Raw genomic sequence first — 26,654 nt, 5'->3', positions numbered from 1 at the left:
CCGAACCAGCATGAAGCAGCCGCACTCCGCGTCCTGCCTGACACCCGCCAGACCTGGTTCACTCCCTTATGCAAACTCACGCCCGGTTGCTTTCAAGACGCAGTTACTAGATGGCCGGTGCATTTAACTCGCACGTGCCGCACTACAGGAGGTGAAATAGATGGGAAAGCATGAGCCGGCTGCCTTCAAGGAGGCCAATGCAGCTGCTTACCTGGATCTGTCTGTATCGCGCTTTCGTAAACTTGTGAGCTGCGGAGCTTTGCCGCGGCCAGTTCGGCTAGCAGATGGTGTGGAACGCTGGCGTACGGATGATCTGCGGGCCATTCTCAGCGGTGACGCTGCACGCCCTGCCGAGGACTTTGAACTTTGAAGAAGCCTGCCAAACCCCGGATCAGAAAGCCAAACCTGGCTTGGAAGTGGAGCAAGGGTCAAGGGGCCTGGGAGCCCTATCACCGTGTCACGTGGACCGAGGGCGGTAAGCGCAAGGAGAAGGCAATCAAGCTCGACTGGAAGGGTAACGCCGAGCGCTTGGACGCCCTCTATTGGGAGTGCCGCTCAGGGAACCACGACCAACAGAAGGAGCCAGCAAAGTACACTTGGCGCAAGCTGATTGTTGCCTGGCGCAAAGATCCCCGCATTCAAGGCGACCTGGCCGAAAGCACAAAGCGGACCTACCGGCGCGATATGGACCGGATCCTGGAAAAGAATGCAGACAAAGACGTGCGCCGCACCACACGGCAGGCCGTCCGCGCCGCGCATGACAAGCTGGCGGATACTCCCCGCAAGGCTGACAAATACCTACAGACGATCCGACTGCTCTGGAACTACGGACAGAAGGAGCTTGATTGGCCTCTCAGCGAGAACCCGGCGTCCGGCATCCGTATGTTTGGCCGGCAACGAGAGTATGAGCCTTGGCCGGAATGGTTGATCAACAAGCTTAAGGACGCACCGCAATCCGTTAGAACCGCAGCAGAATTGATCCTTGGTACCGGCCAAAGGCCGAACGCTGCGATCAAGATGCGCCGGGACCAGTTCCGCGCTGAATGGATGGAGGTTCTGGACGAAAAAGCCGGTGAATCTTTCGAAACCTACTGCCCAGAAGACCTACGCCGCTACATCGATGCCTTGCCGAACACCGGGCGGCATGTCCTGGCAAAAAACCTCTCTCAGCCCTTGGGCTACGACTCTGTTGAAAAGGCCTTCCGCACCTGGCGGAACGGGCTTGGCGATAAGGCAAAGCCATTCGTTCTGCATGGTCTTCGCAAGCTGGCGATTGTTCGCCTCGCAGAGGCTGGCTGCAGTGACGCTGAAATTCAGGCCGTGACCGGACAAAGCGCCGAGATGGTAGCCTATTATCGCAAGCGCGCCAGTCGTAAAGCGCTGTCTCGGGCGGCTCAGAAGCGCCGATCCTAACGCCGCGGACGGAACAAGAACGAAACGAGATGTGGGAGTCGTCTGTGGGAGTAGCGGGAAGACAAAACAAAGGCCCACAGCAAGAACACGCTGCAGGCCTTTGTTTTTATTGGTACCCAAGGCCGGACTCGAACCGGCACGCTGTCACCAGCGGGGGATTTTGAATCCCCTGCGTCTACCATTCCGCCACTTGGGCCACGTGCTTTTCCTAGCTAAGCGCGCGGCTAAGGTCCAGAGGCAAAACAAGTGTTTGCTCGCGAAAATCCGCGCTGTGGCAATTTCATGGGCAGCAAAGGTTGACGGAGCCCGGCACACATGCCACCTCCCTTTGCAAACGCCGATGAGGATGCAGGCCCCAGGATGCTGAAACCGCTGTACGACCGGACGATGTCTCTGGCCGATCACCCCAAAGCACTTTGGTGGCTGGGCGCAATCGCTTTCATCGAGAGCTCGGTGTTCCCGATCCCGCCGGATGTCCTGATGATCCCTATGATTCTGGCCCGGCCTTCGCGTGCCTGGCTGATTGCACTGGTTGCATTGGTGGCCTCCGTTGCGGGCGGTGTCTTGGGCTATGTGATCGGCGCCTTCTTCTATGAAAGCCTTGGACAGCCTGTGCTGGAAGCGATGGGCAAAGGTGACGCCATGGCCGAATTCAATACCCGGTTCAATGACTTTGGGTTCTGGGCCGTGCTTGGTGCGGGCATCACACCGTTCCCCTACAAGGTGATCACCATCATGTCAGGCTGGACAGGGATGCCCTTGGGTACGTTCATTGCCACCTCTATCCTCGCGCGCGCACTCCGTTTTTTCATTGTCGCTGGTTTGCTGTGGCAGTTCGGAGCACCGATCCGCGATTTCATTGAACGCCGCCTCGGCCTTGTTTTCTCCGCCTTTATGGTGGTCCTGTTCGGCGGCTTCCTGATGGTGAGGTTCATCTGATCATGCATCGAATTCTAATTGTTCTGGCCGCAGGTGGCTCGGCGGCCTTATTGCTTGGCGCTTTGGGTTTCCAGTACATCGGAGAAATGGCGCCTTGCAAACTCTGCTACTGGCAGCGCTACCCCCATGCCGCCGCCGCCGGGATCGGAGTATTGGCCTTGATCATCCCCGGTGCAATTCTGCCTTATCTGGGAGCTTTGGCTGCACTGGCAACCGCCGGCGTTGGCGCATACCACACAGGGGTTGAACGCGGCTGGTGGGAGGGTCCGTCAACATGCACCTCCGGCCCGATTGGCGGGTTGTCCCCCGATCAGTTGATGGAACAGATCATGGCTGCACCGCTGGTACGTTGCGATGAAGTTCCATGGGAGATGTTCACGCTGTCGATGGCGACCTGGAACGCAATTGCTTCCTTTGGCCTGGCGCTATTGTGGATTGCCGCGGCCAACCATGCCCGCAAACAGGGTTAACTTGCTGGAAAGATGAGATGCGGCCGCCAGCCTGTTGGCCGCATTCGAAAGTTCCCGGACTTTAGCTGTCCTTCTTGGTTGCCAGTAGCAGATTGGTTTCACTGCTGACCACGCCCTCGAAGGTGCGGATCTTCGCCAAAGCTGTGTCCAGTGTCTCCAAGGTTTCGGTGCCCAGCTCTACAATCAGGTCCCAGCGGCCGTTTGTGGTGTGAATCGCCCGCACTTCAGGCAAACCTTGCAATTGCCGCGTGATCCGGCTGGTGCCGCGGCCTTCGATCCCGATCAGCATCAGCCCGCGCACCGGATCGCGCAGCACGTCCTCCTTCAGGACAACCGTGAACCCAAGGATATCGCCCCGCGTCTGCAGCCGCTCGATCCGGGCCCGCACCGTTGTGCGCGACAAATTCAGCTCCAGCGCCAGGTCTGACAGCGAGGCCCGTGCATTGTGGCGCAGTGCTGACACCAGCCGCTCATCCGTTTTGTCCATTCCTCACCTCAAAACGATCAACTGCATCCCGTTATGACCAATTTGCTCGCTGGAATCCACCGCATTTCGGAAGTCTTTAGTAGGAAAGCTGACTTTTTGAGAGAGCGAACCCGTGACATCGCAACATTGCATTCTGATTGGCGCACCGGTTGACAGCGGCAAACGCAGGGCCGGCTGCCTGATGGGCCCGGACGCCTTCCGCACGGCGGGCATCACCGAAGCCCTGGAGGGCCTGGGGCATACGGTTGAAGACCTGGGAAACGTCACTCCGGACAGGCACGCAGCTGATAGCGACGAAGGTGGCGTCTTTGCCAGAAACGAGACCATCGGCTGGACATCCCGCCTGGCGCAGGCTGCTGAGGATGCACTGGAATGCGGCTTGCCGGTTTTCCTGGGCGGTGACCACTCGCTGTCGCTTGGATCGGTTGCCGGTGCTGCGAATTTTGCAGCCAGGCAGAACCGGCCGCTGTTTGTATTGTGGCTCGACGCCCATACAGACTTCCACACACCGGAAACCACCGACAGCGGCAACCTGCATGGCACCCCCGTGGGATATTTCACTGGCCGCAAGGGTTTCGATGGCTTTCCTGAGGTTGCCAACCCGGTGCCGCAGGAAAACGTCTGCATGATCGGCCTGCGGTCCGTTGACACCCAGGAGCGGCTTGCCCTGGAAGACAGCACCATCCGCACGCACGACATGCGCGACATCGACGAAAACGGCATCGCTGGCCCGCTGAACCGTTTTCTTGAGCAAGTCGCGCAAGCCAATGGCATGCTGCATGTGTCGCTTGATGTGGACTTCCTGGACCCCTCGGTTGCCCCGGCGGTTGGGACAACCGTCCCCGGCGGTGCCACTGTGCGTGAAGCGCATCTGGTCTGCGAGATCCTGCATGACTCTGGCCTGATGACCTCGCTGGACCTGGTGGAACTGAACCCCTTCCTCGACGAGCGCGGCCGCACTGCGCATCTGATGGTGGACCTCTGTGCCTCAGCCTTGGGCCGCCGCGTCTTTGACCGTCCGACCCGGAGCTACCAGTGACCAGCCTGCAAGCGCCATCTGCTGTCGTCATGATCCGGCCGCACCATTTCCGTTCCAATCCGGAAACTCAGGCCGATAATGCATTTCAAACATTGGATAATGTTTCAACAGAATCCGTGGCTGCCAAAGCCATGGCAGAGTTCGACGGCGCTGTGGAAACACTGGACCGCGCGGGCGTGACTGTGCATGTGTTCGATGACACTGGCACGGGGACACCGGACAGCGTGTTTCCCAACAACTGGTTTTCCACCCATGCCGGCGGTCACGTGGCAGTCTACCCGATGTTTGCCGAGAACCGGCGCAAAGAACGCCGCTGGGACGTGATCGAACTGCTGAAGCGTGACTACCGTGTGCAGGACGTTATCGACTATTCCGGGCTTGAACAGGATGGTCTGTCGCTGGAAGGCACCGGGGCAATGGTGCTCGACCACATTGGCCGCATCGCCTACACGGTGAAATCAAACCGCGCCGATCCGGTTCTTCTGGAGCGATTTTGCACACATTTCAACTTTGAACCCATGGTGTTCGAAGCCAAGGATGCAGCAGGCCGGGACGTGTATCACACCAACGTCCTGATGGGGATCGGTACGGAATACGCGCTGATCTGCTTGGATATGATCGTGGACCCCGCCCGCCGGGCTGAAGTGGCCGCGCGGCTGGAGGAAACCGGGCGCAGGGTCATTGATCTCACCGCCGAGCAGATTTCGAACTTCGCGGGCAACGCCCTGGAACTCACCGGCGGCAAACGCGTTCTGGCTCTCTCAGCCAAGGCATTGAAAGCGCTGAGGCCGGATCAGATTTCCATCATTGAACAGAGCGCAGAACCGCTGCCACTGACCATTCCAACAATTGAAACCGCTGGCGGGTCGGTGCGCTGCATGCTGGCAGGCATCCACCTCAGCCCCCGTGAAAGGACTTTCGCATGACACAGCCATCAGACAAGGCCCTGGTGCCTTTTGTCAGCGTCGACAACATGATGCGCCTCATTCATCACGTCGGCATCGAACAGATGCTGCAGGATCTGGCAGGTTACGTCGAAGAGGATTTCAAACGCTGGGAGCTGTTTGACAAGACGCCGCGTGTGGCGAGTCATTCGGACGTTGGTGTCATCGAACTGATGCCCACTTCAGATGGTGAAGCCTATGGGTTCAAATACGTGAATGGCCACCCCAAGAACACCACTGAAGGTCTGCAGACCGTCACTGCTTTCGGTCTGCTGGCGGATGTCTACACCGGTTATCCGGTGCTGCTGACCGAGATGACCATACTGACCGCCCTCCGCACAGCCGCAACCTCAGCAATGGCCGCCAAGTATCTGGCACCAAAGGGCGCGGATACAATGGCGATGATCGGTAATGGCGCCCAGTCCGAGTTCCAGACGCTGGCAATGAAAGCCATTATCGGCCTGAAATCCGTGCGCTTGTACGACACGGACTCCGCGGCAACAGAGAAATGCGCCCGCAATCTGCAAGGGCTTGGGATCGAAGTCGTCTCCTGCAAGACACCCGAGGAGGCCATCGAAGGCGCACAGATCCTTACAACCTGCACCGCAGACAAGCAGTATGCCACCATTCTGACCGACAACATGGTTGGCAGCGGTGTGCACATCAACGCCATCGGCGGGGACTGCCCCGGCAAAACAGAACTGGCGGCGGGCATCCTCAGCCGTTCGGACGTTTTTGTCGAATACCCCCCGCAAACCCGCATTGAAGGCGAGATCCAGCAAATGCCGGAAGACTTTGCCGTTACGGAATTGTGGGAAGTGATAACGGGTCAGAAGCAAGGCCGTAGCGGCGACCGCCAGATCACCCTGTTTGACAGCGTCGGCTTCGCAATCGAGGACTTCTCTGCTCTTCGCTACATCCGAGACCGCATCAAGGGCACTGACTACTTCATAGATCTCGACATGCTCGCCGATCCGGACGATCCCCGCGATTTGTTTGGCATGCTTCAGCGCGCCAAAGCCTGACATCGTGCAACGGCGGCCCGCTTGAACCGAGGCCGCCGGCATCTCCGGCCTTTTCAGTCTTTGCCTGCTTCCGTCAGGCCGTGCAGGCAGCGTTCAAGGGGATCTGAATATCTGCCGCCCGTTTGGGAGAAACACGGGGCTGAAGAGGCCGGAAACCTGTTTTGTCAACGCCTTACAATAGGCCGTTAAGCATCCAGCTCGGTATCCCAATAAAGGAAGTCCATCCAGCTTTCGTGCAGGTGGTTCGGCGGGAACTTGCGGCCGGTATTGCGCAATTCCTCGGCTCCTGGACGGCGTGGAGGCTTGCGCAGCGACATCCCCGCCCGGTGCAGCGATTTTGAGCCCTTTTTCAAATTGCATGGGCTGCAAGCCGCCACGACATTCTCCCAGCTGGTCACACCGCCTGCCGCGCGCGGCACCACATGGTCGAAGGTCAGCTCCCCCTTGCTGCCGCAGTACTGACAGCGGAATTCATCCCTCAAAAACAAATTAAAGCGCGTGAAGGCCACGCGCTTTTGAGGTTTCACATAATCTTTCAGAACGACCACAGACGGTATTCGTATCTCGGTACTCGGACTGTGCACCACCTCGTCGTATTCGGCCACGATGGCCACACGGTCCAGCCAGGCAGCCTTGACCGCGTCCTGCCAGGACCACAATGACAAGGGGTAATAGGACAACGGCCGGTAATCCGCGTTCAGTACCAGCGCCGGGTGCTGTTTCAGCGCCCCTGGAGATCTGACAAACTCTGCCCTGAAATCGCCATCCATCGTGAACGTCTTCCTCGCCCTGATCTTCCGTTTCCCGGAACCAGAGCGGGGAACCCGCCCCAGCCTAACTTTGACTATATATCGTGGTTAGCGCCTGACAAGCCCTGATGATCCACAATATGTCGCAGTTTGACTATGGTGATTCCGTGACACGCCCGTGACAGTTATCCACAAGCTGCCCGCTTGCCTTGCCATCTGCTCCGGCCTATTGGCTAGCCATGACCCGCCTGATCCGCTTCAACAAACCCTATGATGTCCTGCCGCAGTTCACCGACCGCGGCAGCCAGGACAGCCCGCGGCCGACTCTAAGCAAGTTTATCGACTGCCCGGGCGTCTATGCCGCCGGCCGCCTTGACAGGGATAGCGAAGGCCTGATGCTGCTGACCGACAACGGCCGGCTGCAGTCCTGGATCACCGACCCCAAACACAAGATGGAGAAAACCTATTGGGTTCAGGTGGAGGGAGTCCCGGATGAGTCAGCTCTTAAGGCACTGTCCGAAGGCATTGAATTAAAAGACGGAATAACTAAGCCCGCCAAGGCCAGACTGATCCCCGAACCACCCGGCCTCTGGGCGCGGACGCCGCCGGTCCGGGTGCGGAAAACCGTTCCGGACAGCTGGATTGAACTTACCATCCGCGAAGGCAGAAACCGCCAGGTCCGGCGGATGACGGCAGCAGCCGGGCATCCTACGCTGCGCTTGATCCGCTATAGCATTGGCGCCTGGACCCTGGACGGCCTGCCGCAAGGCACGTGGGAGGACCTGGATCCCCCGCGCGTGCCTGGCCCGCCCAAACCATCACAGAAACCGCCGCGCAAGCCAAAGGGTTCCGGCTCCCGCAGTGCGCAGGGTGACAGGCCGCGGCGGCGCTGATACCCTGCCCTCATGGTTTCGCAAGCCCCTGCACCCAAAGCAATTCTTGAAGCTTCCCTTTATGTGGATGACCTTGATGCCGCAGAAGAGTTCTACGGCGGCACTCTGGGTCTTGAACAGATACAGCGCATAGGGAACCGCCACCTATTCTACCGCTGCGGAGCTTCTGTCCTTCTTCTTTTCAATGCCGAAGAGACCGTGAAGCCGCCGGGGAACCCGCAGCTGCCGGTCCCGCCCCATGGCGCCCGCGGCCCCGGGCATGTCTGTTTTGCTCAACCGCGCAAAGACTTGCTGCAGATGCGTGCACGATTGCTGGAAGCAGGCATAGCCATCGAGGCAGAGTTCGATTGGCCTCATGGCGTCCGGTCGATTTACTTCCGGGACCCTGCTGGCAACTCGCTGGAGATTTCAGAACCGCAGTTGTGGGATTACTGACAAACTTTGAGGGGCCGGAGAATTCGACTTTTCCGGCCTAATTCTATTCAAGAAACTTCTGTGCATCCGCGGCGCTGGACCCGGCCAGGTGTGCCCCCAACGCCGATAGGGCAGCAAAAGGCCGGGAGCGGCCGGATCAGCGCGGGCTCACAGGCTCAGTTTGTCCCGCATGAACGCCAGCGCAACGCTTAGGCCATCCGGTGCAATACCATGCGCAGTGCCTTTCTGGATATGCGCAAAGACGTCCTGGAAACCAGCCTCCTGCAGAGCTTCAGCCGCCTGCGGCAGCGACTGCACCGGAACCACATCGTCCTGATCGCCATGCACCAGCAATACCGGCATTTTGCTGACCAATTCATCCTTCAGCAATTCCGGTGCCAGCAGACGCCCGGAAAACGCAACGATCCCCGCAACCGGATCCTCGCGCCGCGGCGCCACATGCAGGCTCATCATTGTGCCTTGCGAGAACCCGAAAAGGACCACCTGCTCAGGCAGCACGTCCTCGTCAACCATCAGGGCGTCCAGGAATGCGTTCAGATCTTCGACAGCCGCCTGCATGCCGCGCATGCTTTCTTCTTCCGAAGACCCGTCAATCCAAGGGATCGGAAACCACTGAAAGCCGAACGGCGCACCAGCGCAGGCCTCAGGCGCGTCAGGTGCCACAAACAATGTATCCGGCAGGTGTTCGCCCAGCGGATCAGCCAGCCCCAGCAGATCGGCACCGTTTGCGCCATAGCCATGCAGGAACACCACAATCGAGCGGGTGTCGCCGGAGACCGGTTCCTTACGGCCGGCATTGAGTACACGAGTCATCGGATCCCTTCCCTGTCCTTCGCCACCCGGTAATAGGCCCAGAGAATGCGCGCCGCAACCGAACGCCAGGGCGACCACGCCTCGGCCAATTGCCGCATCTGCCGTTCTTTTGGCCGTTCCGGCAAATCAAACAGCACCCGCGCCGCCTCCTGCAACGCCAGATCGCCATGAGCAAACACGTCAGCCCGCCCCAGCGAAAACATGGCGTAGATCTCGGCTGTCCAGACACCGATACCAGGCACCTGCACCAAAGTGGCTATGACCTGATCATCAGGAGCATTGCGCAACGCACTGAAATCGATACGCGCTTCTGCCAATGCGCGGGCGTATCGGATCTTCTGGCGGCTCAAACCGGCCGCGCGCAAATCATCATCGGACGCCCACATAATCTTGCGCGGTCCGGTCAGCTTGGCGTCCTGCATCCGTTTCCAGATCGCGTTGGCTGAGGCCACGCTCACCTGCTGGCTGACAATCGCACTCAAAAGCTGGGCGAAGCCTTCAGGTCTGCGTCTGAGCGGCAGCGGACCCGTCAGCTTCAGTGCATCTGCAAAGCGGCTATCGCTTTCAGCCAGCCAATCCGCCCCTTCGGAAACGCAATCATCGCACTGAATGATCCGCCCGATCCCGGGAACAAAGGTCCGCTTCTCTGACGCCACGTTACTTCCCCTGCACCGCCGCCTGAAAGAAAGCGTGATCGCTCACGGCGTCCCGGCGGCTTGCCCCTGAACATATTCACAGCTACGCATCCCACATGACCATGAGCATGACCACCCCCAGCGACGCGGTCGCCAAGAAAAACGTTGCCATCCTGGTGCTGGCGCAAGCGATCCTTGGCGCACAGATGCCAATGATCTTTACCATTGGCGGGCTTGCCGGCCAGTCCCTGGCCTCCAACCCCTGCTTTGCAACATTGCCGATCTCGCTGATCGTTGGCGGCTCGATGCTTGCAGCAACGCCAATCTCCGCCATCATGCAACGCTGGGGACGCCGGGCAGGTTTCTTTGTTGGTGCTGCCTTCGGCGCGCTTGGCGGCCTCGTCGGAGCATACGGGCTTTACCTGGGGTCTTTTCCCATCTTCCTGCTGGGCAGCTTGCTGACCGGCGTCTACATGAGCGCACATGGCTTTTACCGCTTTGCTGCAGCCGACACTGCCTCTGAAACATTCCGGCCGAAGGCGATTTCCTACGTCATGGCCGGCGGGCTTGCCGCCGCGATCATCGGCCCCCAGCTGGTCAAGGCCACCAGCCAGGCCTTTGTTGTCCCCTTCCTGGGCACCTACTTGGCGGTAATCGCCGTGAACGTTCTGGGAGCAGCTTTGTTTCTGTTTCTGGACATCCCCAAGCCGCCTGCCCCCAGTGAAGACAGCCCCAAGGGCCGCAGCCGCATGGAGCTGCTGAAAACCCCTGTCATCGCTGTGGCTGTCATTTGCGCCATGGTGTCTTATGCATTGATGAACCTGGTCATGACCTCGACACCGCTGGCGGTGGTCGGCTGCGGCTTTACCGAGGGCAACGCTGCGGATGTGGTCACCTCCCACGTGCTGGCGATGTATGTGCCGTCTTTCTTCACCGGGCATCTGATTGCCCGTTTCGGCGTGGAAAAAATCGTGGCCGCCGGTCTGGTCATCCTGGCAGGCGCTGGCGCCGTCGCGTTGCAAGGCGTTGACCTGGAGAACTTCTTTATCGCACTGGTTCTTCTGGGCGTGGGCTGGAACTTTGGCTTCATCGGCGCAACAACCATGCTGGCCGGTGCCCATGACAGCCATGAGAAAGGCCGTATGCAGGGGCTGAACGATCTCCTGGTGTTTGGCGGGGTTACCATGGCGTCCCTGGCCTCCGGCGGTCTGATGAACTGCTCGGGCGGCAATCCGGTGGACGGCTGGAGCGCGGTCAACTTGGCCATGGGCCCGTTCCTTGTTCTGGCTGGCGGTGCCTTGATGTGGCTGGTTCTGCGGCCAAAGGAGGCCTAACCCATACTGGCGGCAAAGGCTCCCAATGGGCGCCTTTGCCGGAGAATGCAGGTCTTATTACCAGCGGCCCGAAGCGGCCTTCCACATCAGGCTTGCCTTACGCCTGATCTCGCTTTGACCAAGCAATCCCTGTGCTACTCGTTCAGGCTGGCAGATTGCCTGGTGCAATACAGCTTCCGCCTGCCATCCTGCCAGCATCGCCGGCGCTGCCGGTTTTGAAATGCTGTTGCGCTTGGATTTAGCATTTTGGATCTTTTCCAAACCCTTACGCGCCAAAGCTTGCACACCTTCCTGGGTTCCATCTAAAAGCGGAATCCGTTTCTGGGCTTCCAGCTCCGGGATCGCCCGCAGCCAATTTGCGATGCCCGCCCCATAGGCGAATTCCCGCACAGCCTCTTCATCAGCAGGCCCAAGTGAAGCCGCAGCCATCCACATCAGCGAACCGCTGGTGCGATCTATGTAGCGGTCAAACTCCGCCTGATCGTCAAAGGGATCTTTGTAGATGTCCCATCGGCGCGCTTCAGCCATATCATCGATGCAAGCGGCCAGATCCGGCTTCAGCAGCCGGCCCAGAGGTGTCGCAACATAGTGGCGGCGGACCGTTTTGCCTTCGGCAATTTCTGCCCCGGCATCACGCCACCACTGCACCCGCATCTCGGCAATCATGCTTTCCTGGCTGGCCCAGGGCGCCCGGGCCAGCTCAATATTGAAAGCATAAAGCGCAAACAGCAGCGGCCGCGCCTCCACCGGCGCGGCCATTGTGGCTAGGAAACGGTCCGGATCGCCTTGCTGAACCAGATCCGCGCAGGCCGTCAGGTCGGCGTCAAACTGCATCCGCCTGCCCTGCCGCACCGTCATGGATCAGCTTCCACCTGATCGCGTCCAGCAGCGCCTCAAAAGACGCATCGATTATGTTCGCACTGACGCCAACGGTAGACCACCGGCGGCCCTGGCTGTCCTCACTGTCGATAATCACCCGCGTCACCGCTTCAGTGCCGCCCTGGGTAATCCGCACCTTGAAGTCGACAAGCCGCATGTCTTCAAGCTGCGCTGAATAGCGGCCAAGATCTTTGATGAGAGCGCGGGCCAAAGCATTCACCGGCCCCCGGTCGCTGCCGGTTTCATCCAATGACTCACTGACAGACAAGCGTTTTTCGCCGTCAACCTTCACCACGACGACCGCCTCCGAAAGGCTGACCATCCGGTTGTACTTGTTCTTGCGGCGCTCAACGGTGACCTTGTAGCGCTTGACCTCAAAGAACTCGGGCAGTTGCCCCAGTTCTTCCCGCGCCAGCAACTCGAAGGAGGCTTGGGCAGTATCGTAGGAATAGCCGTCAGTCTCGCGCCGCTTGATCCGCTCCAGGATCCGGGCCAGCGCAGGGTCGCTCTTTTCCACGCTCAGGCCGGCATCTGCCAGCCGTTTGCGAAGATTGGACTGCCCGGCCTGATTGGACATCGGAATGACGCGAGCGTTACCAACCTGCCCAGGGTCGATATGCTCATAAGTCGTAGGATCCTTGAGGATCGCGCTGGCGTGCAGCCCGGCCTTGTGGGCAAAGGCGGAAGCGCCCACATAGGCCGCCTGCCGGACCGGAACCCTGTTCAGAATGTCGTCCAAGGTCCGGCTGATCTTGGTCAGGCCGGCCAGCGCGTCGCCGCTCACGCCGGTCTCAAAGCGGCTGGCATACGGCTCCTTCAGAAGCAGTGTCGGGATCAGCGCCGTCAGGTTGGCGTTGCCGCAGCGTTCGCCCAGACCGTTCAGCGTTCCCTGGATCTGCCGGGCGCCGGCATCAACCGCGGCCAGAGAGCAGGCAACGGCATTTTCCGTGTCATTATGGGTGTGTATGCCAAGCTTCTCACCCGGGATTCCAGCCGCAACCACGTCGCTGACAATCCGGCTCACCTCTGCTGGCAGCGCACCTCCATTGGTATCGCACAGCACCACCCAGCGCGCCCCCGCCTCTAAAGCCGCACGGCAGGCCGCCAGAGCATAGTCCGGATTGTCTTTGTAGCCGTCAAAGAAATGCTCGGCATCAAACAGCGCTTCGCGCCCTTGGGCCACGATATGAGCCACCGAAGCACGGATGTTGTCGAGGTTCTCCTCCAGTTCGATCCCCAGCGCATGGGTCACGTGGTAATCGTGGCTCTTGCCCACCAGGCAGACCGCCTGGGTGCCGGCATTCATCACCGCAGCCAGAACGTCATCATTGCCGGCGGAGCGGCCGGACCGCTTGGTCATTCCAAAAGCCGTCATGGTCGCGCGTGTTTTGGGCGCCTCGCTGAAAAACGCACTGTCGGTCGGGTTGGCGCCCGGCCAGCCGCCTTCGATGTAGTCGATACCTAGGTCATCAAGCGCCTGGGCGATCTGCTTTTTTTCGGCGGTCGAGAATTGCACCCCCTGGGTCTGCTGCCCGTCCCGCAAGGTGGTGTCGTAAAGATAGAGGCGTTCCTTGCCCATCAAAGCGCCTCCAGCTTGTCTGGATCAAAGCCCGCGCCGGGGACAAGCTCCACGCCGGCCTTGCTCATCCGAACTTCCAACCCAGCGTCGATATAGATGGATTTCAACCTGTCCACTTCGGAAAAATCCTTGCTTTCCATTGCCTTCTGACGCGTTTCGAACAACCGCGCTTCGTGGGCAGAAAGGTCGATAGAAGATGCAGCCAGCCAGGCTCCCATTTCGCCTGTCAGCAATCCCAGCATCTGTGCCGATGCCAGCAGCCCCTCAGCATCGCCTGCCGCTGCCAGCTTGTGCAGTTCAGCTATGGCTCCTGCGGTGTTGAGGTCATCCGCCAGAGCCTCCAGGACCGCGGCAGCAGCGCTGGACGCGGGCTCGATGCCCGCGGTCAGCGCACGCCACTTGCGCAAGGTTGCCTCAGCCTCCTTGGCTTTTTTGTCGGTCCAATCCATCGGCTTGCGGTAGTGGGTTTGCAGAAACACCAGGCGGATGACCTCGCCCGGGTATCCTTGGTCCAGCAGGTCGCGCACGGTAAAGAAATTGCCCAGCGACTTGGACATCTTCTTGCCTTCCACCTGCAGCATCTCGTTGTGCAGCCAGAACCGCGCAAACTCGCCTTCCGGATGGGCGCAGCAGCTCTGCGCAATCTCATTCTCATGATGCGGGAACATCAGGTCGTTGCCGCCTCCGTGAATGTCAAAGGTCTCGCCCAGCAGTTCATAGGACATTGCCGAGCATTCGATGTGCCAGCCCGGACGCCCGCGGCCCCAAGGGCTGTCCCAGCCTGGCAGGTCGTCCGTGGATGGCTTCCACAAGACAAAATCCATCGGGTTCTTCTTGTAAGGGGCCACTTCCACGCGGGCGCCGGCGATCATGTCATCCACAGACCGTCCGGACAGTTTGCCATAGCCGTTTTTCCAGCTGTCGACGGCAAAGAGCACGTGGCCTTCGGCAGCGTAGGCGTGCCCCTTGGCGATCAAATCCTCAATCATCGCCACCATCTGCGGAATATACTCGGTTGCCCGCGGCATGTGATTGGGTTCCAGCGCGCCCAGCTGCCCCATGTCGTCCAGAAACCACTGGGTGGTTTCTGCCGTGATATCGCCAATCGGGCGCCCGCTTTCTGCTGCGCGGGCATTGATTTTGTCATCAACATCCGTGAAGTTTCGCGCGTAAGTCACTTGGTTTTCGCCATAAAATTCGCGAAGCAGCCGGTAGAGCACGTCGAATACAACCACCGGGCGCGCATTGCCCAGATGGGCCCGGTCGTAAACCGTGGGGCCGCAGACATACATCCGCACATTGCTGGCGTCGATCGGCTCAAAGACCTCTTTCTTGCGGGTCTTCGTGTTTTGCAGCTTGATCACTCTGTCCTTGGTTTCCATGCCCGGTTCCTTTTCCATGCCCAGCCAAAACAGACCGGCATCACCCTTTGCGCGCAGCGCGGGCTTAGCAACTTGTCAAGGAAATGAAAACGACAGAAACCAGCCCGCTGATATGTCAGCAGGTAATGCAGCAGATAATGGTGGTGCAGATCTGGTTCATAAAGGCTGCTTACCACGCGATTGCAGCCCAGCCAAGGCATTTACCATAAAATGCAAAGGCCGCCCCGCCTGTCTTGGGCTCAGGCCGGGCGGCCAGGGGCGCAGCGGAACAGGAGTGCTGCGCCCTCACCTCAGTCCGTTCAGAACTTGAAGGATGCGCGCAGTGAAACAGAGGTGGCATCGGATCCAACGCCCGAGCTGCCGAACTCATCAAAGTTATGCTCCAGCACTTCGCCGCCGATCTGCCATTGGTCGGTCACCTGGTAGGCCAGGCCGACACCATAAAACTCGCCGGTTTCGCTGCCAAGCGAGCTGTCAGCTTCGGCGACACCGCCCGTGACATAGGCCAGCACATTGCCGAAATCATAACCTGCCTTCACCTTGGCCCTGGCCACGGAGTCGATGGTCGCGCCGCCGCCCAGATCCAGGTCCGTTGAATCATAGTCGAGTTCGCCCCCCAGGACGAAGCGGCCGAAATCATGGTTGTACCCGCCGTGAATACCATATGCGGTATCGTCTCCGGACGCGCCGCTGCTGGCATCCGCATCCAGCTGGCCGACCTGGCCGCCCAGGTAAAATCCGGTCCAATCGCCGCCGTCATTGGCCACCGGCACAGGCGCCGGTGCGGGCGCGGGTTCAATTGCCGGCTCGCTCACATTGCCGGCAAATGCCGCACTGCCCAAAACGGTGGCGATGGCTGTCATAGCTACGAAACGAGTCATTCAGACTTCTCCTTTTGCAGTCCCGGCGCAGGCTGTGCGCCGGTGAAGGCTACAAAAGGTCTTGGAACAGGAACTTCCAGAGCCCCTGCAATCACGTCCTCTGAACTGGCAGTGACTGGCCGAAATGCACTCGGAATCTGCGCATTTCCGCCGGATTGCACAAGCGGGTTTCCGCCAAGCTATTGAAATTCTGAAGATAGCTCCCTAGCGAAGCAAGGCTTGTGCCAGGTTGCTTAAAACCGGAACGCCGCGCTCACCGAAAGCGTTTCGCCCCGCTGCCTGCCGCCGTCATGAACCGGTTCAGCCTCATGATGCAGAAGTTCTCCGGTCAGCTGCAAAGCCCGGTTGACAGAGACCCGCATTCCCAGACCCAAAAGCAGACCGTCGCGTTTGCCGCTGGAGGAGCGTGCTTGCAGCCGCCCAAGGCTTACCAATCCTGTCGCAGGTCCGAAATCATAGCCCGCCAGCAGCCTCAGATGACGTGTTTCATCTGCATCCATAGCCCGTGTCAGCCCGCCTGAGTTCGCACGCACGACTTCACCACTAAAGACCATTTCTCCGATTTCACGGCCGTAGGCCAGCTGGAAGGAACGGGATCCTATATCAGTTGAGATAACTGCCGCCGGAAAACCGCTGCCAGTTTCAGGCCGCTCCCAGCCTTCTGCTGATCCGGATTGGGCTGACAGGGCGGCAACCGCAAGCGCCGCGGGAATTGCCAGACAGTTTTTGGTCTTCCTAACCTTCGGCATGTGGCTGTGCCTTTTTTCGAAATGCGCTGTTTCAGCGCGCCATCCCCAAGGGCTCCAGTATCGCCATTAATGCTTAATATTTGGTTCCCGGCGCCAGACTGCCAAGAACCCCTCACCCTGAAAAGCGTTAAAAATTCCGGTTACACCATTAAAAATAATAACATTTTACTCAAACAGACCGCACGCCGGTGTTCCGTCTTAAGAAATCCCCCGCATGAAAAACATGTCGCTTTTTTCACCATGGTCGCTTATGTGCTAGAAACTTCGCAAACGCGTGCCAAATTGCAGGCAAAGACACAGGAGTCCGCATGCAAGGAGAACGCTGCTTTGTCAGCCTGATCTACCGCACCATTGGTGCGGCACGCGGTCGTGCAGCCAGAGGCCGGCCGCACTGAGTTGGAATTCCAGAATTTTCAACTCAACTTCCTGAAAGGCTCCAAAGAATGAACGATCAAGCCTCCTCCTCCCGCGCTGGACGCAGCGGCGGGCGCAACGCGCGCCGTGCAGCCAGAGCAGCTGCGCTGCCAGAGCACCTGCGCCCGGTTCGCCCTGGCATGGAATCCTCTGCGCTGAAAATGCTGAGCCAGGCGGATATGGAGAAAATCCACCAGGCTGCCCTGACGGCGCTGGAAGAAATCGGTCTCGCCGACGCACCGCCAAGCGGCATTGAATACCTGACTGGCGCCGGAGCGATCCTGGGCGATGACGGCCGTATCCGTTTCCCCCGCGCTCTGGTCGAAGACACCATTGCCAAGGCAAACCGCTCCGTCACCTTGTTCAGCCGCGACGGCAAGAACGATCTGGAGCTGTCTGGCGGCCGCGTCCACTACGGCACCGCAGGCGCGGCAGTAAGCATGGTCGACGTGCACGGCCGCGAGTACCGCGACTCCACTGTGCAGGACCTGCACGACGCCGCGCGCATCTGCGACCAGCTGGACAACATCCACTTCGTACAGCGGCCGATGGTGTGCCGCGACATTCCCGACAACCGCGAAATGGACCTGAACTCCATCTACGCCACCTGTGCCGGTACAACCAAACATGTTGGTGTCTCGTTCACTGAGCCGGACTTCGTCAAGCCTGGCCTGGAACTGCTGCACATGATTGCCGGCGGCGAAGATAAATGGCGCGAGCGTCCCTTCGTGTCGAACTCCAACTGCTTTGTGGTTCCGCCGATGAAATTCGCGACGGAATCCTGCGAGGTGATGGAGGAATGCATCAAGGGCGGCATGCCGGTTCTGCTGCTGTCTGCCGGCATGGCTGGCGCAACGGCGCCATCATCCATCGCCGGTGCGATCACCCAGGCGGTTGCCGAATGCCTTGCCGGCCTGGTTTATGTGAACGCTGTAAAGCCGGGCGCCCCGGCCATTGTCGGCACTTGGCCCTTCGGCCTGGACCTGCGCACCGGCGCCATGACCGTTGGCTCCGGCGAGCAGGCGCTGCTGACCGCGGGCTGTGCCCAGATGCACAAGTTCTACAACCTGCCGGGCGGCGCTGCCGCAGGCGCATCGGACTCAAAGCTGCCCGATATGCAGGCCGGCTGGGAGCAGATGTGCTCTGCCGTCATGGCCGGCCTCTCTGGTCTAAACATGGTTTACGAAGCGGCTGGCATGCACGCCTCGCTGCTCGGTTTCTGCCTTGAGTCGCTGATCCTCGACAATGACCTGCTCGGCCAGGCGCAGCGCTGCGTCCGCGGCATCGAGGTCAACGACGAAACACTGGCACTGGATCAAATGCGTGCCACCTGTATCGGCGGCCCTGGTCACTACCTTGGCACTGACCAGACCCTTAGCCGGATGCAGGTGGATTATGTCTACCCCGATCTGGGCGACCGCACCTCGCCAAAGGAATGGGCAGAGCTCGACAAACCGGATTTGATCGCTAAGGCAACCGCCAAGAAAGAGCAGATCCTTTCCCAGCGCGCCGCAGCGCGGTTTGATGCCGCAACCGATATGGCGATCCGGGAAAAGTTCAACATTCATTTGTCGGCTTAATTGCAGCTGCACCCTTTACAGCGGGCCGGGGTTCAATCCCCGGCCCGTTTTCTGTTGGCGGACCCCCTTCTGCCAAGCGTTGGACTGGCGCCAGGCGGGAAGGTACAAACTTCAGACATCTGACTGCTAACAATAGAAAACCAGCTTCCAACTTCCCTTGGAGAGTGGTAACCTACTGTTAACGCACACCTCTTTCCTGCAAAGCTGAGCCTTACATTTAGGCCGGCGCATTGCATATTTGGCTCTGCAAACGCGCAAAACGAACATGCAAAAATGCCGAGACATGTTTGTCTTTCATAAAGCGTGCCCGCCAAACTGTGCGAAAGTGCAAGACAGCAGGCAATATCCAGGCCGCGTGACACGGTTTGAAGTTTTGCCAATCAGGCTGCTGAATTCAGGAACTTTGGCTGCGCAAACTCAGTAGCGCTGTTTCAATGTTTACCTTCTCACGAACCAGCCCTTCAGTTTCCAGTTGGTTTTCAACATATGCCGCCGCCGGCGTTTACTGTTTGGGATACAAAACAGGTTCTTTTAAGCATGCTTTGCGGCCGGAAGTCTTTGCAGATTCTCCCCGACCGCTGGATTTTGCAGAAACACAAATCTGTTTTGCAGAAATGCAGCACAAAGCAAAACTTTGCGCTGCATGGGCTGGTCAGAAAAAGGCCTGCAAACCGGTCTGGGCCCGGCCCAGAATCAGAGCATGCACGTCATGTGTGCCCTCATAGGTATTCACTGTCTCCAGATTCACCATGTGGCGGATCACGTCGAACTCGAGGCTGATGCCGTTGCCGCCATGCATGTCACGGGCATGGCGCGCAATCTCCAGCGCTTTGCCGCAGTTGTTGCGCTTGATGATCGAGATCATCTCCGGCGCAGCATTGGCCTCGTCCATCAGCCGCCCGACGCGCAAGCTGGCTTGCAGGCCCAGGGTGATTTCGGTCTGCATGTTGGCAAGTTTGAGCTGAAACAGCTGAGTATTGGCCAGCGGACGGCCGAATTGCGTGCGGTCCAGCCCGTACTGCCGTGCCGCGTGCCAGCAGGCCTCGGCAGCCCCCATCACGCCCCAGCTGATGCCATAGCGCGCACGGTTGAGGCAGCCAAAGGGACCTTTGAGGCCTTGCACGTGCGGCAGCAGCGCATCCTCGCCGACTTCAACGCCGTCCATCACGATTTCGCCGGTAATCGAGGCCCGCAGCGACGCTTTGTTTTCAATCTTCGGTGCGCTGAGACCGTTCAGGCCCTTTTCCAGCACAAAACCGCGAATCTTGCCGCCGTGGGCCTCGGATTTTGCCCAGACAACAAAGACATCTGCAATCGGTGCGTTGGAGATCCACATCTTGGACCCCGTAAGCCTATAACCGCCCTCGATTTTCTCGGCGCGGGTCTTCATGCTTGCGGGATCGGAGCCGGCATCCGGTTCGGTCAGGCCAAAGCAGCCAATCCACTCGCCTGCGGCCAGTTTCGGCAGGTACTTTTGGCGCTGCTCTTCGCTGCCGTATGCGTAAATAGGATACATAACCAGCGAGCTTTGAACCGACATCATAGACCGGTAGCCGCTGTCGACACGCTCCACTTCGCGCGCCACCAGACCATAGGACACATAGTTGCCGCCCAGGCCGCCGTATTGTTCCGGAATGGTCGTGCCAAGCAGACCCATTTCGCCCATCTCGCGGAAGATCTCCGGATCGGTTTCCTCATTTTCATAGGCACTTAGGACACGCGGCTGAAGCTTTTCCTGGCAATAGCTGCGGGCCGATGCGGCAATCATGCGTTCGTCTTCGGTCAGCTGATCGTCCAGCCGCAGAGGATCTTCCCAGGTGAAACGGCCCAGGTCCGGCGCATCCTTGGCGCGCAGTTCGGGAGTGTCGGTCATTGTCCTGCCTTTCGGATGTGAATTGGACAGAACCCTAACGGGAGGTTACCGGGAAAAACAGCGAGACTTTGGCAAACATATATGCGAAACACTCATACATGAGCACACCACGGCGGTTTTTGCCTTCCATTTCTTCCTTACGCGCCCTGGAGGCACTTGACCGGCTGGGCAGCGCCTCTGCTGCCGCTGAGGAGCTTGCATTGACCCAAGGCGCCGTCAGCCGGCAATTGCAAACGCTTGAGAAGCAGTTGGGGATGGAGCTGGTGCAACGGGACCAGAAGCGGCTGACATTAACCTCCGAGGCTCAGGATTATGCAGCCGAAATCCGGCAGGCGCTGAACCAGATTGTCCAGTCAACCCTGCGGCTGCAGGCAGCGCCGCTGGCCGGGACCTTGAACCTGGCCATTCTGCCCGCTTTTGGAATGCGCTGGCTGATGCCGCGCTTGCCGGAGTTTGCCCGGCTGCATCCGGATGTGACCATCAACATGTCAACCCGGCTGGAGCCTTTCAACTTTGCCACCGAACCCTTTGATGCAGCTATCCATTTTGGCAACGCTGATTGGCCGGGCACGCGGTCGCTGCTGCTCAAGCACGAACAACTGCTGCCGGTCTGCGCGCCAGGGCTGCTGGAAGGCCGATCCATCAGCGCACCGGAAGACATTCTGAAATTACCGCTGCTGCATATTCAAACCCGCACAACGGCCTGGGGCGACTGGTTTGAACGCAAGGGCATCAGCGCAAAGGAGGATTTAAGCGGTACAATCTATGATCAATTCGCAACCATCACTCAAGCCGCCTTGCACGGGCTTGGGGTGGCGTTGATGCCGGATTACCTGGTGGAGCAAGACCTGGCGACAGGGCGCCTGGTGGCCTTGCACGGGGAAGCAGCCGAGACCGAGGGCGCCTATTATCTGGTTTGGCCGGAGCGGAAATCCGGAGCACCGGCGCTAGTCAAATTCCGGGAGTGGCTGGCAGGCAAGGCGCAGCCTGAGGATCCGCTGCCTCGATAACTGATTGGAAAAGGAATAGGGGGGTGACATGCGTGCACCGCCTGTCCCCCCTGATGCCGTTTTGTCAGCCGAGCGCGTAGCCAGCGCCGCGGACAGTGCGCACGGGATCGCTGCCACCGTGCAGGGTCAGTGCCTTGCGCAGCCGGCCGATATGGACGTCCACGGTACGGGTATCGACATAGATGTCGCGTCCCCAGACACGGTCCAAGAGCTGCTCACGGCTCCAAACCCTGCCCGGCTTCTCCATGAAAGTGGAGAGCAGACGGAATTCCGTTGGCCCCAGCTTCAGCGGATTGTCGGCACGGCTGACTTTGTGGGTTTCCGCGTCCAGCACGATGTCGTCATACTCCAGCCGCACACCCACGGTGGACGGCCGGACCCGCCGCAGCTGGGTGCGCACCCGCGCCATCAGCTCAATCACCGAGTACGGTTTGACCACATAGTCGTCGGCGCCGGTTTCCAGGCCGCGGACCTTGTCCACCTCCTCGGACCGGGCCGACAGCATGATAATCGGGATGTTGCGGGTTTCGGGCCGGGTTTTCAGGCGGCGGCAAACTTCGATGCCGGAGAGGTTCGGCATCATCCAGTCAAGGATGATGATGTCCGGCATATCCTCTTCCACCACCAGAAGCGCTTCCTCGCCATGTTCAGCGCGGATCACGCGGAACCCGTCAGCTTCGAGGTTGTAAGCCAGCACTTCCCGCTGCGCCAGTTCGTCTTCGACAACCAGAACGGTGGGCTGATCGGCAGCCATGGGTCAGATCTCCTGCGCCGTGGTTGAGGTGGTATCGGCTTTCTTGCGGTCTTCTTCCGGCTTTTCGCCCGTGACCAGATAGATCACCTGCTCGGCAATCGACGTCACATGGTCGCCCATGCGTTCGGTGTTTTTTGCGATGAAATGCAAATGCATACAGGCCGAAATGTTGCGCGGGTCTTCCATCATATGGGTCAGGAATTCGCGGAATAGGGCGTTGTACATCTGGTCAACATCACGGTCGCGGGCGATGACATCTGCAGCCAGTTCCACGTCGCGCTGGATGTAGGAGTCGAGTGCATCTTTCAGCATCCGCTCCACCTCACGTGCCATCCGGCGCAGCGCCGCAGCGCCTTCGCTGGTGCTGGGGCCCTGAGCCAGAACACCGGTGCGTTTGGCCATGTTTTTGGCATAGTCGCCAATGCGTTCCAGGTTGCCGGCGATCTTCAGCACCGACAGCACCAGGCGGAGGTCCGAGGCCGCGGGCGCGCGCAGAGCGATCAGCCGGGCGGTTTCCTCGTTGATGAGCTCTTCCAGACCGTCGATGGCCTTGTCCGCCTGACGGACTTCCAGAGCCAGCTCCTCGTCGCGGGTTTCCAAGGCCTTTGCGGCTTCGCGGATGGCGTCTTCTACCAGGCCGCCCATTTTCATGATCCGGGCTTGAATCGCCTCCAGATCGCGGTCGAAAGCGGATGCAATATGCTGCTCTACCATGTTGATTTTCCTATAGATCAGCCGATCCGGCCGGTGATGTAGCTTTCAGTGCGGGGATCTTCGGGGTTGGTGAAAATCTGGCCGGTGAGGCCAAATTCCACCAGATTGCCGAGGTGGAAGAACGCGGTTTTCTGGCTGACTCGGGCAGCCTGCTGCATCGAGTGGGTCACGATCACCACCGAATAGCGGCTGCGCAGCTCGTCGATCAACTCCTCCACTTGCGCGGTGGCGATGGGGTCCAGTGCCGAGCAAGGCTCGTCCATCAGCAGAACTTCCGGTTCGGTGGCAACGGCACGGGCGATGCACAGGCGCTGCTGCTGGCCGCCGGACAGGCCGGTGCCGGGGGCGTCCAGACGGTCTTTCACCTCGTCCCAGATGGCACCGCGGCGCAGAGATTTCTCCACGATTTCATCCAGTTCTGCCTTGTTCTTGGCCAAGCCGTGGATCCGCGGGCCATAGGCCACGTTGTCATAAATCGACTTCGGGAACGGGTTCGGTTTCTGGAACACCATGCCCACCTTGGCGCGCAGCTGCACCGGGTCGACCCGCTTGTCATATATGTCTTCGCCGTCCAGCAGGATGTCACCCTTCACCTTGCAGATGTCGATCGTGTCGTTCATCCGGTTGAGGCAGCGCAGGAAGGTCGACTTGCCGCAGCCCGAAGGGCCGATGAAGGCAGTGACGGTCTTGTCCTCGATCTCGACATTCACGTCTTTGATCGCGTGGGAGTCGCCATAGTAGACGTTCACATCCTTGGCGGCGATTTTGATTTTCTGAGTGTCCACGGTCTTTTCCATCAAGGTCATGTCGTTCATTACACTATGCCCCCTTACCAGCGGCGTTCAAAGCGGCGTCGCAGGATCACGGCCAGCGTGTTCATGGTCACCAGGAAGATGAGAAGGATGATGATGCCGCCCCAGGCGCGCTCATAGAAGGCCGGGTCGGCGCGTTTGGCCCATTCATAGATCTGCGCGGGCATGGCCGAGTTCGGGGCCAGCAGGCCGTCGGCCAGGGTTTCCGGCGCGTTGGAGGCGATGAAGCCAACCATGCCGATCAGCAGCAGAGGCGCGGTCTCTCCCAGCGCCTGCGCTAGGCCGATGATGGTGCCGGTCAGGATGCCTGGTGCAGCCAGCGGCAGCACGTGGTGGAACACAGCCTGCATTTTCGAGGCGCCAACACCCAGAGCTGCATCGCGGATCGACGGCGGCACCGACTTCAGCGAGGCGCGGGTCGAAATGATGATGGTCGGCAGGGTCATCAGCGTCAGCACCAGACCGCCCACCAGCGGCGCCGAGGTCGGCAGGTGCATGTAGTTGATGAAGACCGCCAGGCCGAGGATGCCGAACACGATGGAAGGCACCGCAGCAAGGTTGGAGATGTTCACCTCAATCATGTCGGTGAGCCAGTTCTGCGGCGCAAATTCTTCAAGGTAGATCGAGGCGGCAACGCCGATCGGCAGCGCCAGCGCCAGCACCACAAACATCATGAACAGCGAGCCCAGCATCGAGACGCCCATGCCGGCCGCTTCAGGGCGCGCGTCAGAGGCATCGGCACCCAGAATGAAGTCCAGGTTAAAGGTCTTCTCCAGCACACCGGCAGCGGCCAATGCGTCAACAAGATCAAGCTGTTCCGGCGAGATGTTCTTGTCCTTGCCGATGCTCTCGCGATGCACGCGGCCTTTCATGTAGCCATCGACCCGGCTTGAGGCGAGAAAACGGAACTCAACCGTTTGGCCGATCTGATCCGGGTTCGCCAGCACGTATTCGCGCAGCTGGGCGGCGGCATCCTTGGACAGGATGCCTGCCAGATTCTTGGGCTTGAGGCTGGTCTCAATGCCCAGCTCTTCAACCGCAGCGGCCACCGCACCTTTGATGATCGGGGCGTAGCCGAAGGTGGTGACCTTCTTGATATCCTCGATATTGCGCTCGCCCTTCTTGTCGAGCTTCGCTTCCAGCAGTTCCACCTGCAGCGTGATGAAGGTTTGCTGGAAGGCACCGGTGCCTTTGCCGACAATGGTGGTGACCAGGATGATCAGCATCACAAGGCCGGCCGCGATGGCGGCAATGCCATAAGCGCGGAAGCGCTTCTCGGCGGCGTTGCGTTTCTTGGTGCGCGGGGTCTGCTCCAGCAGCGAACCGCCGTGTTTGCGGGGCTCGGACGCAGTGTTTTGGCTCAGGTCAGTCATTATTCGTACTGCTCCCGGTATTTGCGCACGATGTAGAGCGCCAGGACGTTCAGGCCGAGGGTCAGGACAAAGAGCGTCAGGCCCAGGGCAAAGGCAACAAGGGTTTCGGGGCTGGCAAAGTCGGTGTCGCCAGTCAGCTGGCTGACGATCCGGGTGGTGATAGTGGTCATCGACTCCAGCGGATTGCCTGAGAACTTGGCAATTGCCCCAGCCCCCATCACCACGATCATGGTTTCGCCAATGGCACGCGAAGCTGCCAGCAGCACGGCGCCGACGATGCCCGGCAGCGCGGCCGGCATCACCACCTGGCGCACCGTTTCCGATTTGGTTGCGCCAAGGCCCAGGGAGCCGTCACGCATCGCCTGCGGCACCGCATTGATGATGTCGTCGGACAGCGAGGAGACGAAGGGGATCAGCATGATGCCCATCACCAGGCCCGCGGTCAGCACCGAGGTGGCGCCTGCCATCCATTCAACGCCCAGAAGGCCGCCCTTTGCGAACAAGCCAGCCAGGGCCGGGCCAACGGTCAGCAGTGCAAACAGGCCGTAAACGATGGTCGGGATGCCTGCGAGGATCTCCAGCAGCGGCTTAGCAAAGGAGCGCACCGCGTTGCTGGCGTATTCCGACAGGTAAATGGCTGCAAACAGGCCAACCGGCACCGCGACCAGCAGAGCAATAAAGGAGATGTAGAGGGTGCCCCACAGCAGCGGCAGGATCGACAGCTCGCTGTCGCCGCGGAAGTTCGGTGCCCAGGTGGAACCGAAGAAGAAATCGGTCCAGCTGTGCAGGCCAAAGAAGTTCTTGGTCTCAAACAGCATCGACAAAACGATGCCGACAGTGGTCAGGATCGCCAGCGAGGCCGCGAGGATCAGCAGCGCCAAGACGCCGCGCTCGACAACGTTGCGGGCTCGGAAATCCTTGTGGGTCTTGCTGTAAGCCCAGGCAAACCCGCCAAACGCCAGCAGTGCCACAACCACCGACATTGCAGTCTTGCCGGTATTGGAGAGGTTGCGGAAGGCCTGCGCCGCGGTCAGCACCTCGGGGCGCACATCGTTGCCCAAGGCCACGCCAACCTCGCCCAGCAGGGCCCGTACATCCTGGCTGCCGCTGCTGAGATCGCGGGCCTCAGCCCGGGTCAGAAGCCCCTGCTCGACCGCCAGGTCCAGCCCCTCGGCCACCCGGCGCACATCGCTCATCACCAGGCCGAGGGTGGAGTTTTCGGGCACTGCCGCGGCCGGGATCATGCCGGAGACGCGGTTCTCGATGAACAGCGGCTGGGCCAGCAGCCAGATAGCCAGAACCGCAATGGCCGGCACAAAGGAGGTCAGCGCGACATGGTAGCCGTAATAGGAAGGCAGCGAATGCAGGTCTTTTGCATCGCCCCCGGCGGTGCGGAGCGCGCGGGCGCGGCCCCAGTAAAATCCTGCGGCGGCCAGGGCGAGCAGGAGAGCAACGAGCCAGATAGTGGGCATGGAGGG

At 59.9% G+C, this 26,654-nt stretch carries 26 protein-coding genes and 1 tRNA gene; 11 read left to right on the top strand and 16 right to left on the bottom strand.

Going from position 1 to position 26,654, the window contains the following annotated elements:
- Positions 1-366 precede the first annotated feature (366 nt).
- Positions 367-1,413 (top strand): tyrosine-type recombinase/integrase, encoded by a 1,047-nt coding sequence (locus tag RA20_RS00950; RefSeq protein ID WP_039123736.1) that lies wholly within the window; start codon positions 367-369, stop codon positions 1,411-1,413.
- 110 nt (positions 1,414-1,523) lie between these two features.
- Here RA20_RS00950 and RA20_RS00945 read toward each other — a convergent pair.
- Positions 1,524-1,609, bottom strand: a tRNA-Leu gene (locus tag RA20_RS00945).
- A 164-nt stretch (positions 1,610-1,773) separates the two neighbouring features.
- On the opposite strand from RA20_RS00945, the gene RA20_RS00940 reads away from it, so the two are divergent.
- Both RA20_RS00940 and RA20_RS00935 read left to right on the top strand, forming a co-directional pair.
- On the top strand, positions 1,774-2,352 hold the full coding sequence (locus RA20_RS00940) for a YqaA family protein (RefSeq protein WP_039123735.1): 579 nt from the start codon (positions 1,774-1,776) through the stop codon (positions 2,350-2,352).
- 2 nt (positions 2,353-2,354) lie between these two features.
- Positions 2,355-2,822 (top strand): disulfide bond formation protein B, encoded by a 468-nt coding sequence (locus RA20_RS00935; protein WP_039123734.1) that lies wholly within the window; start codon positions 2,355-2,357, stop codon positions 2,820-2,822.
- A gap of 61 nt (positions 2,823-2,883) precedes the next feature.
- Here the strand turns inward: RA20_RS00935 and RA20_RS00930 are convergent, their stop codons facing one another.
- On the bottom strand, positions 2,884-3,309 hold the full coding sequence (locus tag RA20_RS00930; RefSeq protein ID WP_039123730.1) for an Lrp/AsnC family transcriptional regulator: 426 nt from the start codon (positions 3,307-3,309) through the stop codon (positions 2,884-2,886).
- 112 nt (positions 3,310-3,421) lie between these two features.
- On the opposite strand from RA20_RS00930, the gene rocF reads away from it, so the two are divergent.
- The 3 genes from rocF to RA20_RS00915 are packed head-to-tail and all read left to right on the top strand — an operon-like array spanning position 3,422 to position 6,317.
- On the top strand, positions 3,422-4,348 hold the full coding sequence (rocF, locus tag RA20_RS00925; protein ID WP_039123729.1) for an arginase: 927 nt from the start codon (positions 3,422-3,424) through the stop codon (positions 4,346-4,348).
- Positions 4,345-5,274 carry a citrulline utilization hydrolase CtlX gene (ctlX, locus tag RA20_RS00920; RefSeq protein ID WP_039123728.1) on the top strand — a complete coding sequence of 310 codons (930 nt, stop codon included), beginning with the start codon at positions 4,345-4,347 and terminating at the stop codon, positions 5,272-5,274. Before rocF ends, ctlX begins: the two co-directional genes overlap by 4 nt.
- Positions 5,271-6,317 carry an ornithine cyclodeaminase gene (locus RA20_RS00915; protein ID WP_039123727.1) on the top strand — a complete coding sequence of 349 codons (1,047 nt, stop codon included), beginning with the start codon at positions 5,271-5,273 and terminating at the stop codon, positions 6,315-6,317. The genes ctlX and RA20_RS00915 overlap by 4 nt, the downstream gene beginning before the upstream one ends.
- Positions 6,318-6,502: 185 nt before the next feature.
- Here the strand turns inward: RA20_RS00915 and RA20_RS00910 are convergent, their stop codons facing one another.
- A complete protein-coding gene (locus RA20_RS00910) occupies positions 6,503-7,087 on the bottom strand; it encodes an HNH endonuclease (RefSeq protein WP_039123724.1) in 585 nt (194 codons plus the stop codon).
- Between the two features lie 218 nt (positions 7,088-7,305).
- Between RA20_RS00910 and RA20_RS00905 the strand changes: the two genes are divergently transcribed.
- Positions 7,306-7,959: a pseudouridine synthase gene (locus RA20_RS00905; RefSeq protein ID WP_039123722.1), complete on the top strand. Its 654-nt coding sequence runs from the start codon at positions 7,306-7,308 to the stop codon at positions 7,957-7,959.
- Between the two features lie 12 nt (positions 7,960-7,971).
- Positions 7,972-8,394 (top strand): VOC family protein, encoded by a 423-nt coding sequence (locus RA20_RS00900; protein WP_039123721.1) that lies wholly within the window; start codon positions 7,972-7,974, stop codon positions 8,392-8,394.
- A gap of 147 nt (positions 8,395-8,541) precedes the next feature.
- On the opposite strand, the gene RA20_RS00895 is transcribed toward RA20_RS00900, so the two are convergent.
- Together RA20_RS00895 and RA20_RS00890 are read right to left on the bottom strand one after the other, a co-directional pair.
- On the bottom strand, positions 8,542-9,207 hold the full coding sequence (locus tag RA20_RS00895; protein ID WP_039123720.1) for an alpha/beta hydrolase: 666 nt from the start codon (positions 9,205-9,207) through the stop codon (positions 8,542-8,544).
- Positions 9,204-9,863: a DNA-3-methyladenine glycosylase family protein gene (locus RA20_RS00890; protein WP_241482187.1), complete on the bottom strand. Its 660-nt coding sequence runs from the start codon at positions 9,861-9,863 to the stop codon at positions 9,204-9,206. Before RA20_RS00890 ends, RA20_RS00895 begins: the two co-directional genes overlap by 4 nt.
- A gap of 95 nt (positions 9,864-9,958) precedes the next feature.
- Between RA20_RS00890 and RA20_RS00885 the strand changes: the two genes are divergently transcribed.
- A complete protein-coding gene (locus RA20_RS00885; protein ID WP_039123719.1) occupies positions 9,959-11,176 on the top strand; it encodes an MFS transporter in 1,218 nt (405 codons plus the stop codon).
- A 57-nt stretch (positions 11,177-11,233) separates the two neighbouring features.
- On the opposite strand, the gene RA20_RS00880 is transcribed toward RA20_RS00885, so the two are convergent.
- From RA20_RS00880 to RA20_RS26025, 5 genes are all read right to left on the bottom strand, one after another.
- Positions 11,234-12,010, bottom strand: a complete 777-nt coding sequence (locus tag RA20_RS00880) for a squalene/phytoene synthase family protein (RefSeq protein ID WP_039124029.1) — start codon at positions 12,008-12,010, stop codon at positions 11,234-11,236.
- Positions 12,000-13,634 (bottom strand): citramalate synthase, encoded by a 1,635-nt coding sequence (gene cimA / locus RA20_RS00875; protein WP_039123718.1) that lies wholly within the window; start codon positions 13,632-13,634, stop codon positions 12,000-12,002. The genes RA20_RS00880 and cimA overlap by 11 nt, the downstream gene beginning before the upstream one ends.
- Positions 13,634-15,016, bottom strand: a complete 1,383-nt coding sequence (gene cysS / locus RA20_RS00870; protein ID WP_039124027.1) for a cysteine--tRNA ligase — start codon at positions 15,014-15,016, stop codon at positions 13,634-13,636. The genes cimA and cysS overlap by 1 nt, the downstream gene beginning before the upstream one ends.
- 299 nt (positions 15,017-15,315) lie before the next feature.
- Positions 15,316-15,897, bottom strand: a complete 582-nt coding sequence (locus RA20_RS00865) for an outer membrane protein (RefSeq protein ID WP_039123716.1) — start codon at positions 15,895-15,897, stop codon at positions 15,316-15,318.
- A 233-nt stretch (positions 15,898-16,130) separates the two neighbouring features.
- Positions 16,131-16,451 (bottom strand): hypothetical protein, encoded by a 321-nt coding sequence (locus tag RA20_RS26025; protein WP_241482186.1) that lies wholly within the window; start codon positions 16,449-16,451, stop codon positions 16,131-16,133.
- A 638-nt stretch (positions 16,452-17,089) separates the two neighbouring features.
- Here RA20_RS26025 and RA20_RS00855 point away from each other — a divergent pair.
- Positions 17,090-18,640, top strand: coding sequence for a trimethylamine methyltransferase family protein (locus tag RA20_RS00855; protein WP_039123712.1), 1,551 nt, complete (start codon positions 17,090-17,092; stop codon positions 18,638-18,640).
- A gap of 652 nt (positions 18,641-19,292) precedes the next feature.
- On the opposite strand, the gene RA20_RS00850 is transcribed toward RA20_RS00855, so the two are convergent.
- Positions 19,293-20,513 (bottom strand): acyl-CoA dehydrogenase, encoded by a 1,221-nt coding sequence (locus tag RA20_RS00850; protein WP_039123711.1) that lies wholly within the window; start codon positions 20,511-20,513, stop codon positions 19,293-19,295.
- Positions 20,514-20,611: 98 nt separating this feature from the next.
- Here RA20_RS00850 and RA20_RS00845 point away from each other — a divergent pair, with 98 nt between their 5' ends.
- Positions 20,612-21,523 (top strand): LysR substrate-binding domain-containing protein, encoded by a 912-nt coding sequence (locus RA20_RS00845; RefSeq protein ID WP_039123710.1) that lies wholly within the window; start codon positions 20,612-20,614, stop codon positions 21,521-21,523.
- A 64-nt stretch (positions 21,524-21,587) separates the two neighbouring features.
- Here the strand turns inward: RA20_RS00845 and phoB are convergent, their stop codons facing one another.
- From phoB to pstC, 5 genes are read right to left on the bottom strand one after another with little or no spacing between them, the layout of a single operon-like run.
- Entirely contained in the window at positions 21,588-22,277 is a 690-nt protein-coding gene (gene phoB, locus RA20_RS00840) for a phosphate regulon transcriptional regulator PhoB (RefSeq protein ID WP_039123709.1), read from the bottom strand.
- Between the two features lie 3 nt (positions 22,278-22,280).
- Complete coding sequence (phoU, locus tag RA20_RS00835; protein ID WP_039123708.1) at positions 22,281-22,991, bottom strand: phosphate signaling complex protein PhoU; 711 nt, start codon at positions 22,989-22,991, stop codon at positions 22,281-22,283.
- Between the two features lie 17 nt (positions 22,992-23,008).
- Entirely contained in the window at positions 23,009-23,806 is a 798-nt protein-coding gene (gene pstB / locus RA20_RS00830) for a phosphate ABC transporter ATP-binding protein PstB (RefSeq protein WP_039123705.1), read from the bottom strand.
- Between the two features lie 14 nt (positions 23,807-23,820).
- Entirely contained in the window at positions 23,821-25,176 is a 1,356-nt protein-coding gene (gene pstA, locus RA20_RS00825) for a phosphate ABC transporter permease PstA (RefSeq protein WP_039123704.1), read from the bottom strand.
- Positions 25,176-26,648: a phosphate ABC transporter permease subunit PstC gene (gene pstC / locus RA20_RS00820; RefSeq protein WP_039123703.1), complete on the bottom strand. Its 1,473-nt coding sequence runs from the start codon at positions 26,646-26,648 to the stop codon at positions 25,176-25,178. Before pstC ends, pstA begins: the two co-directional genes overlap by 1 nt.
- Positions 26,649-26,654 lie beyond the last annotated feature (6 nt).

The sequence above is a fragment of the Leisingera sp. ANG-Vp genome, from assembly GCF_000813725.1.
GTDB lineage: Bacteria > Pseudomonadota > Alphaproteobacteria > Rhodobacterales > Rhodobacteraceae > Leisingera.
The sequence above is the reverse complement of the archived record's forward strand: the minus strand, read 5'-3'. Positions and strand labels throughout refer to the sequence as shown.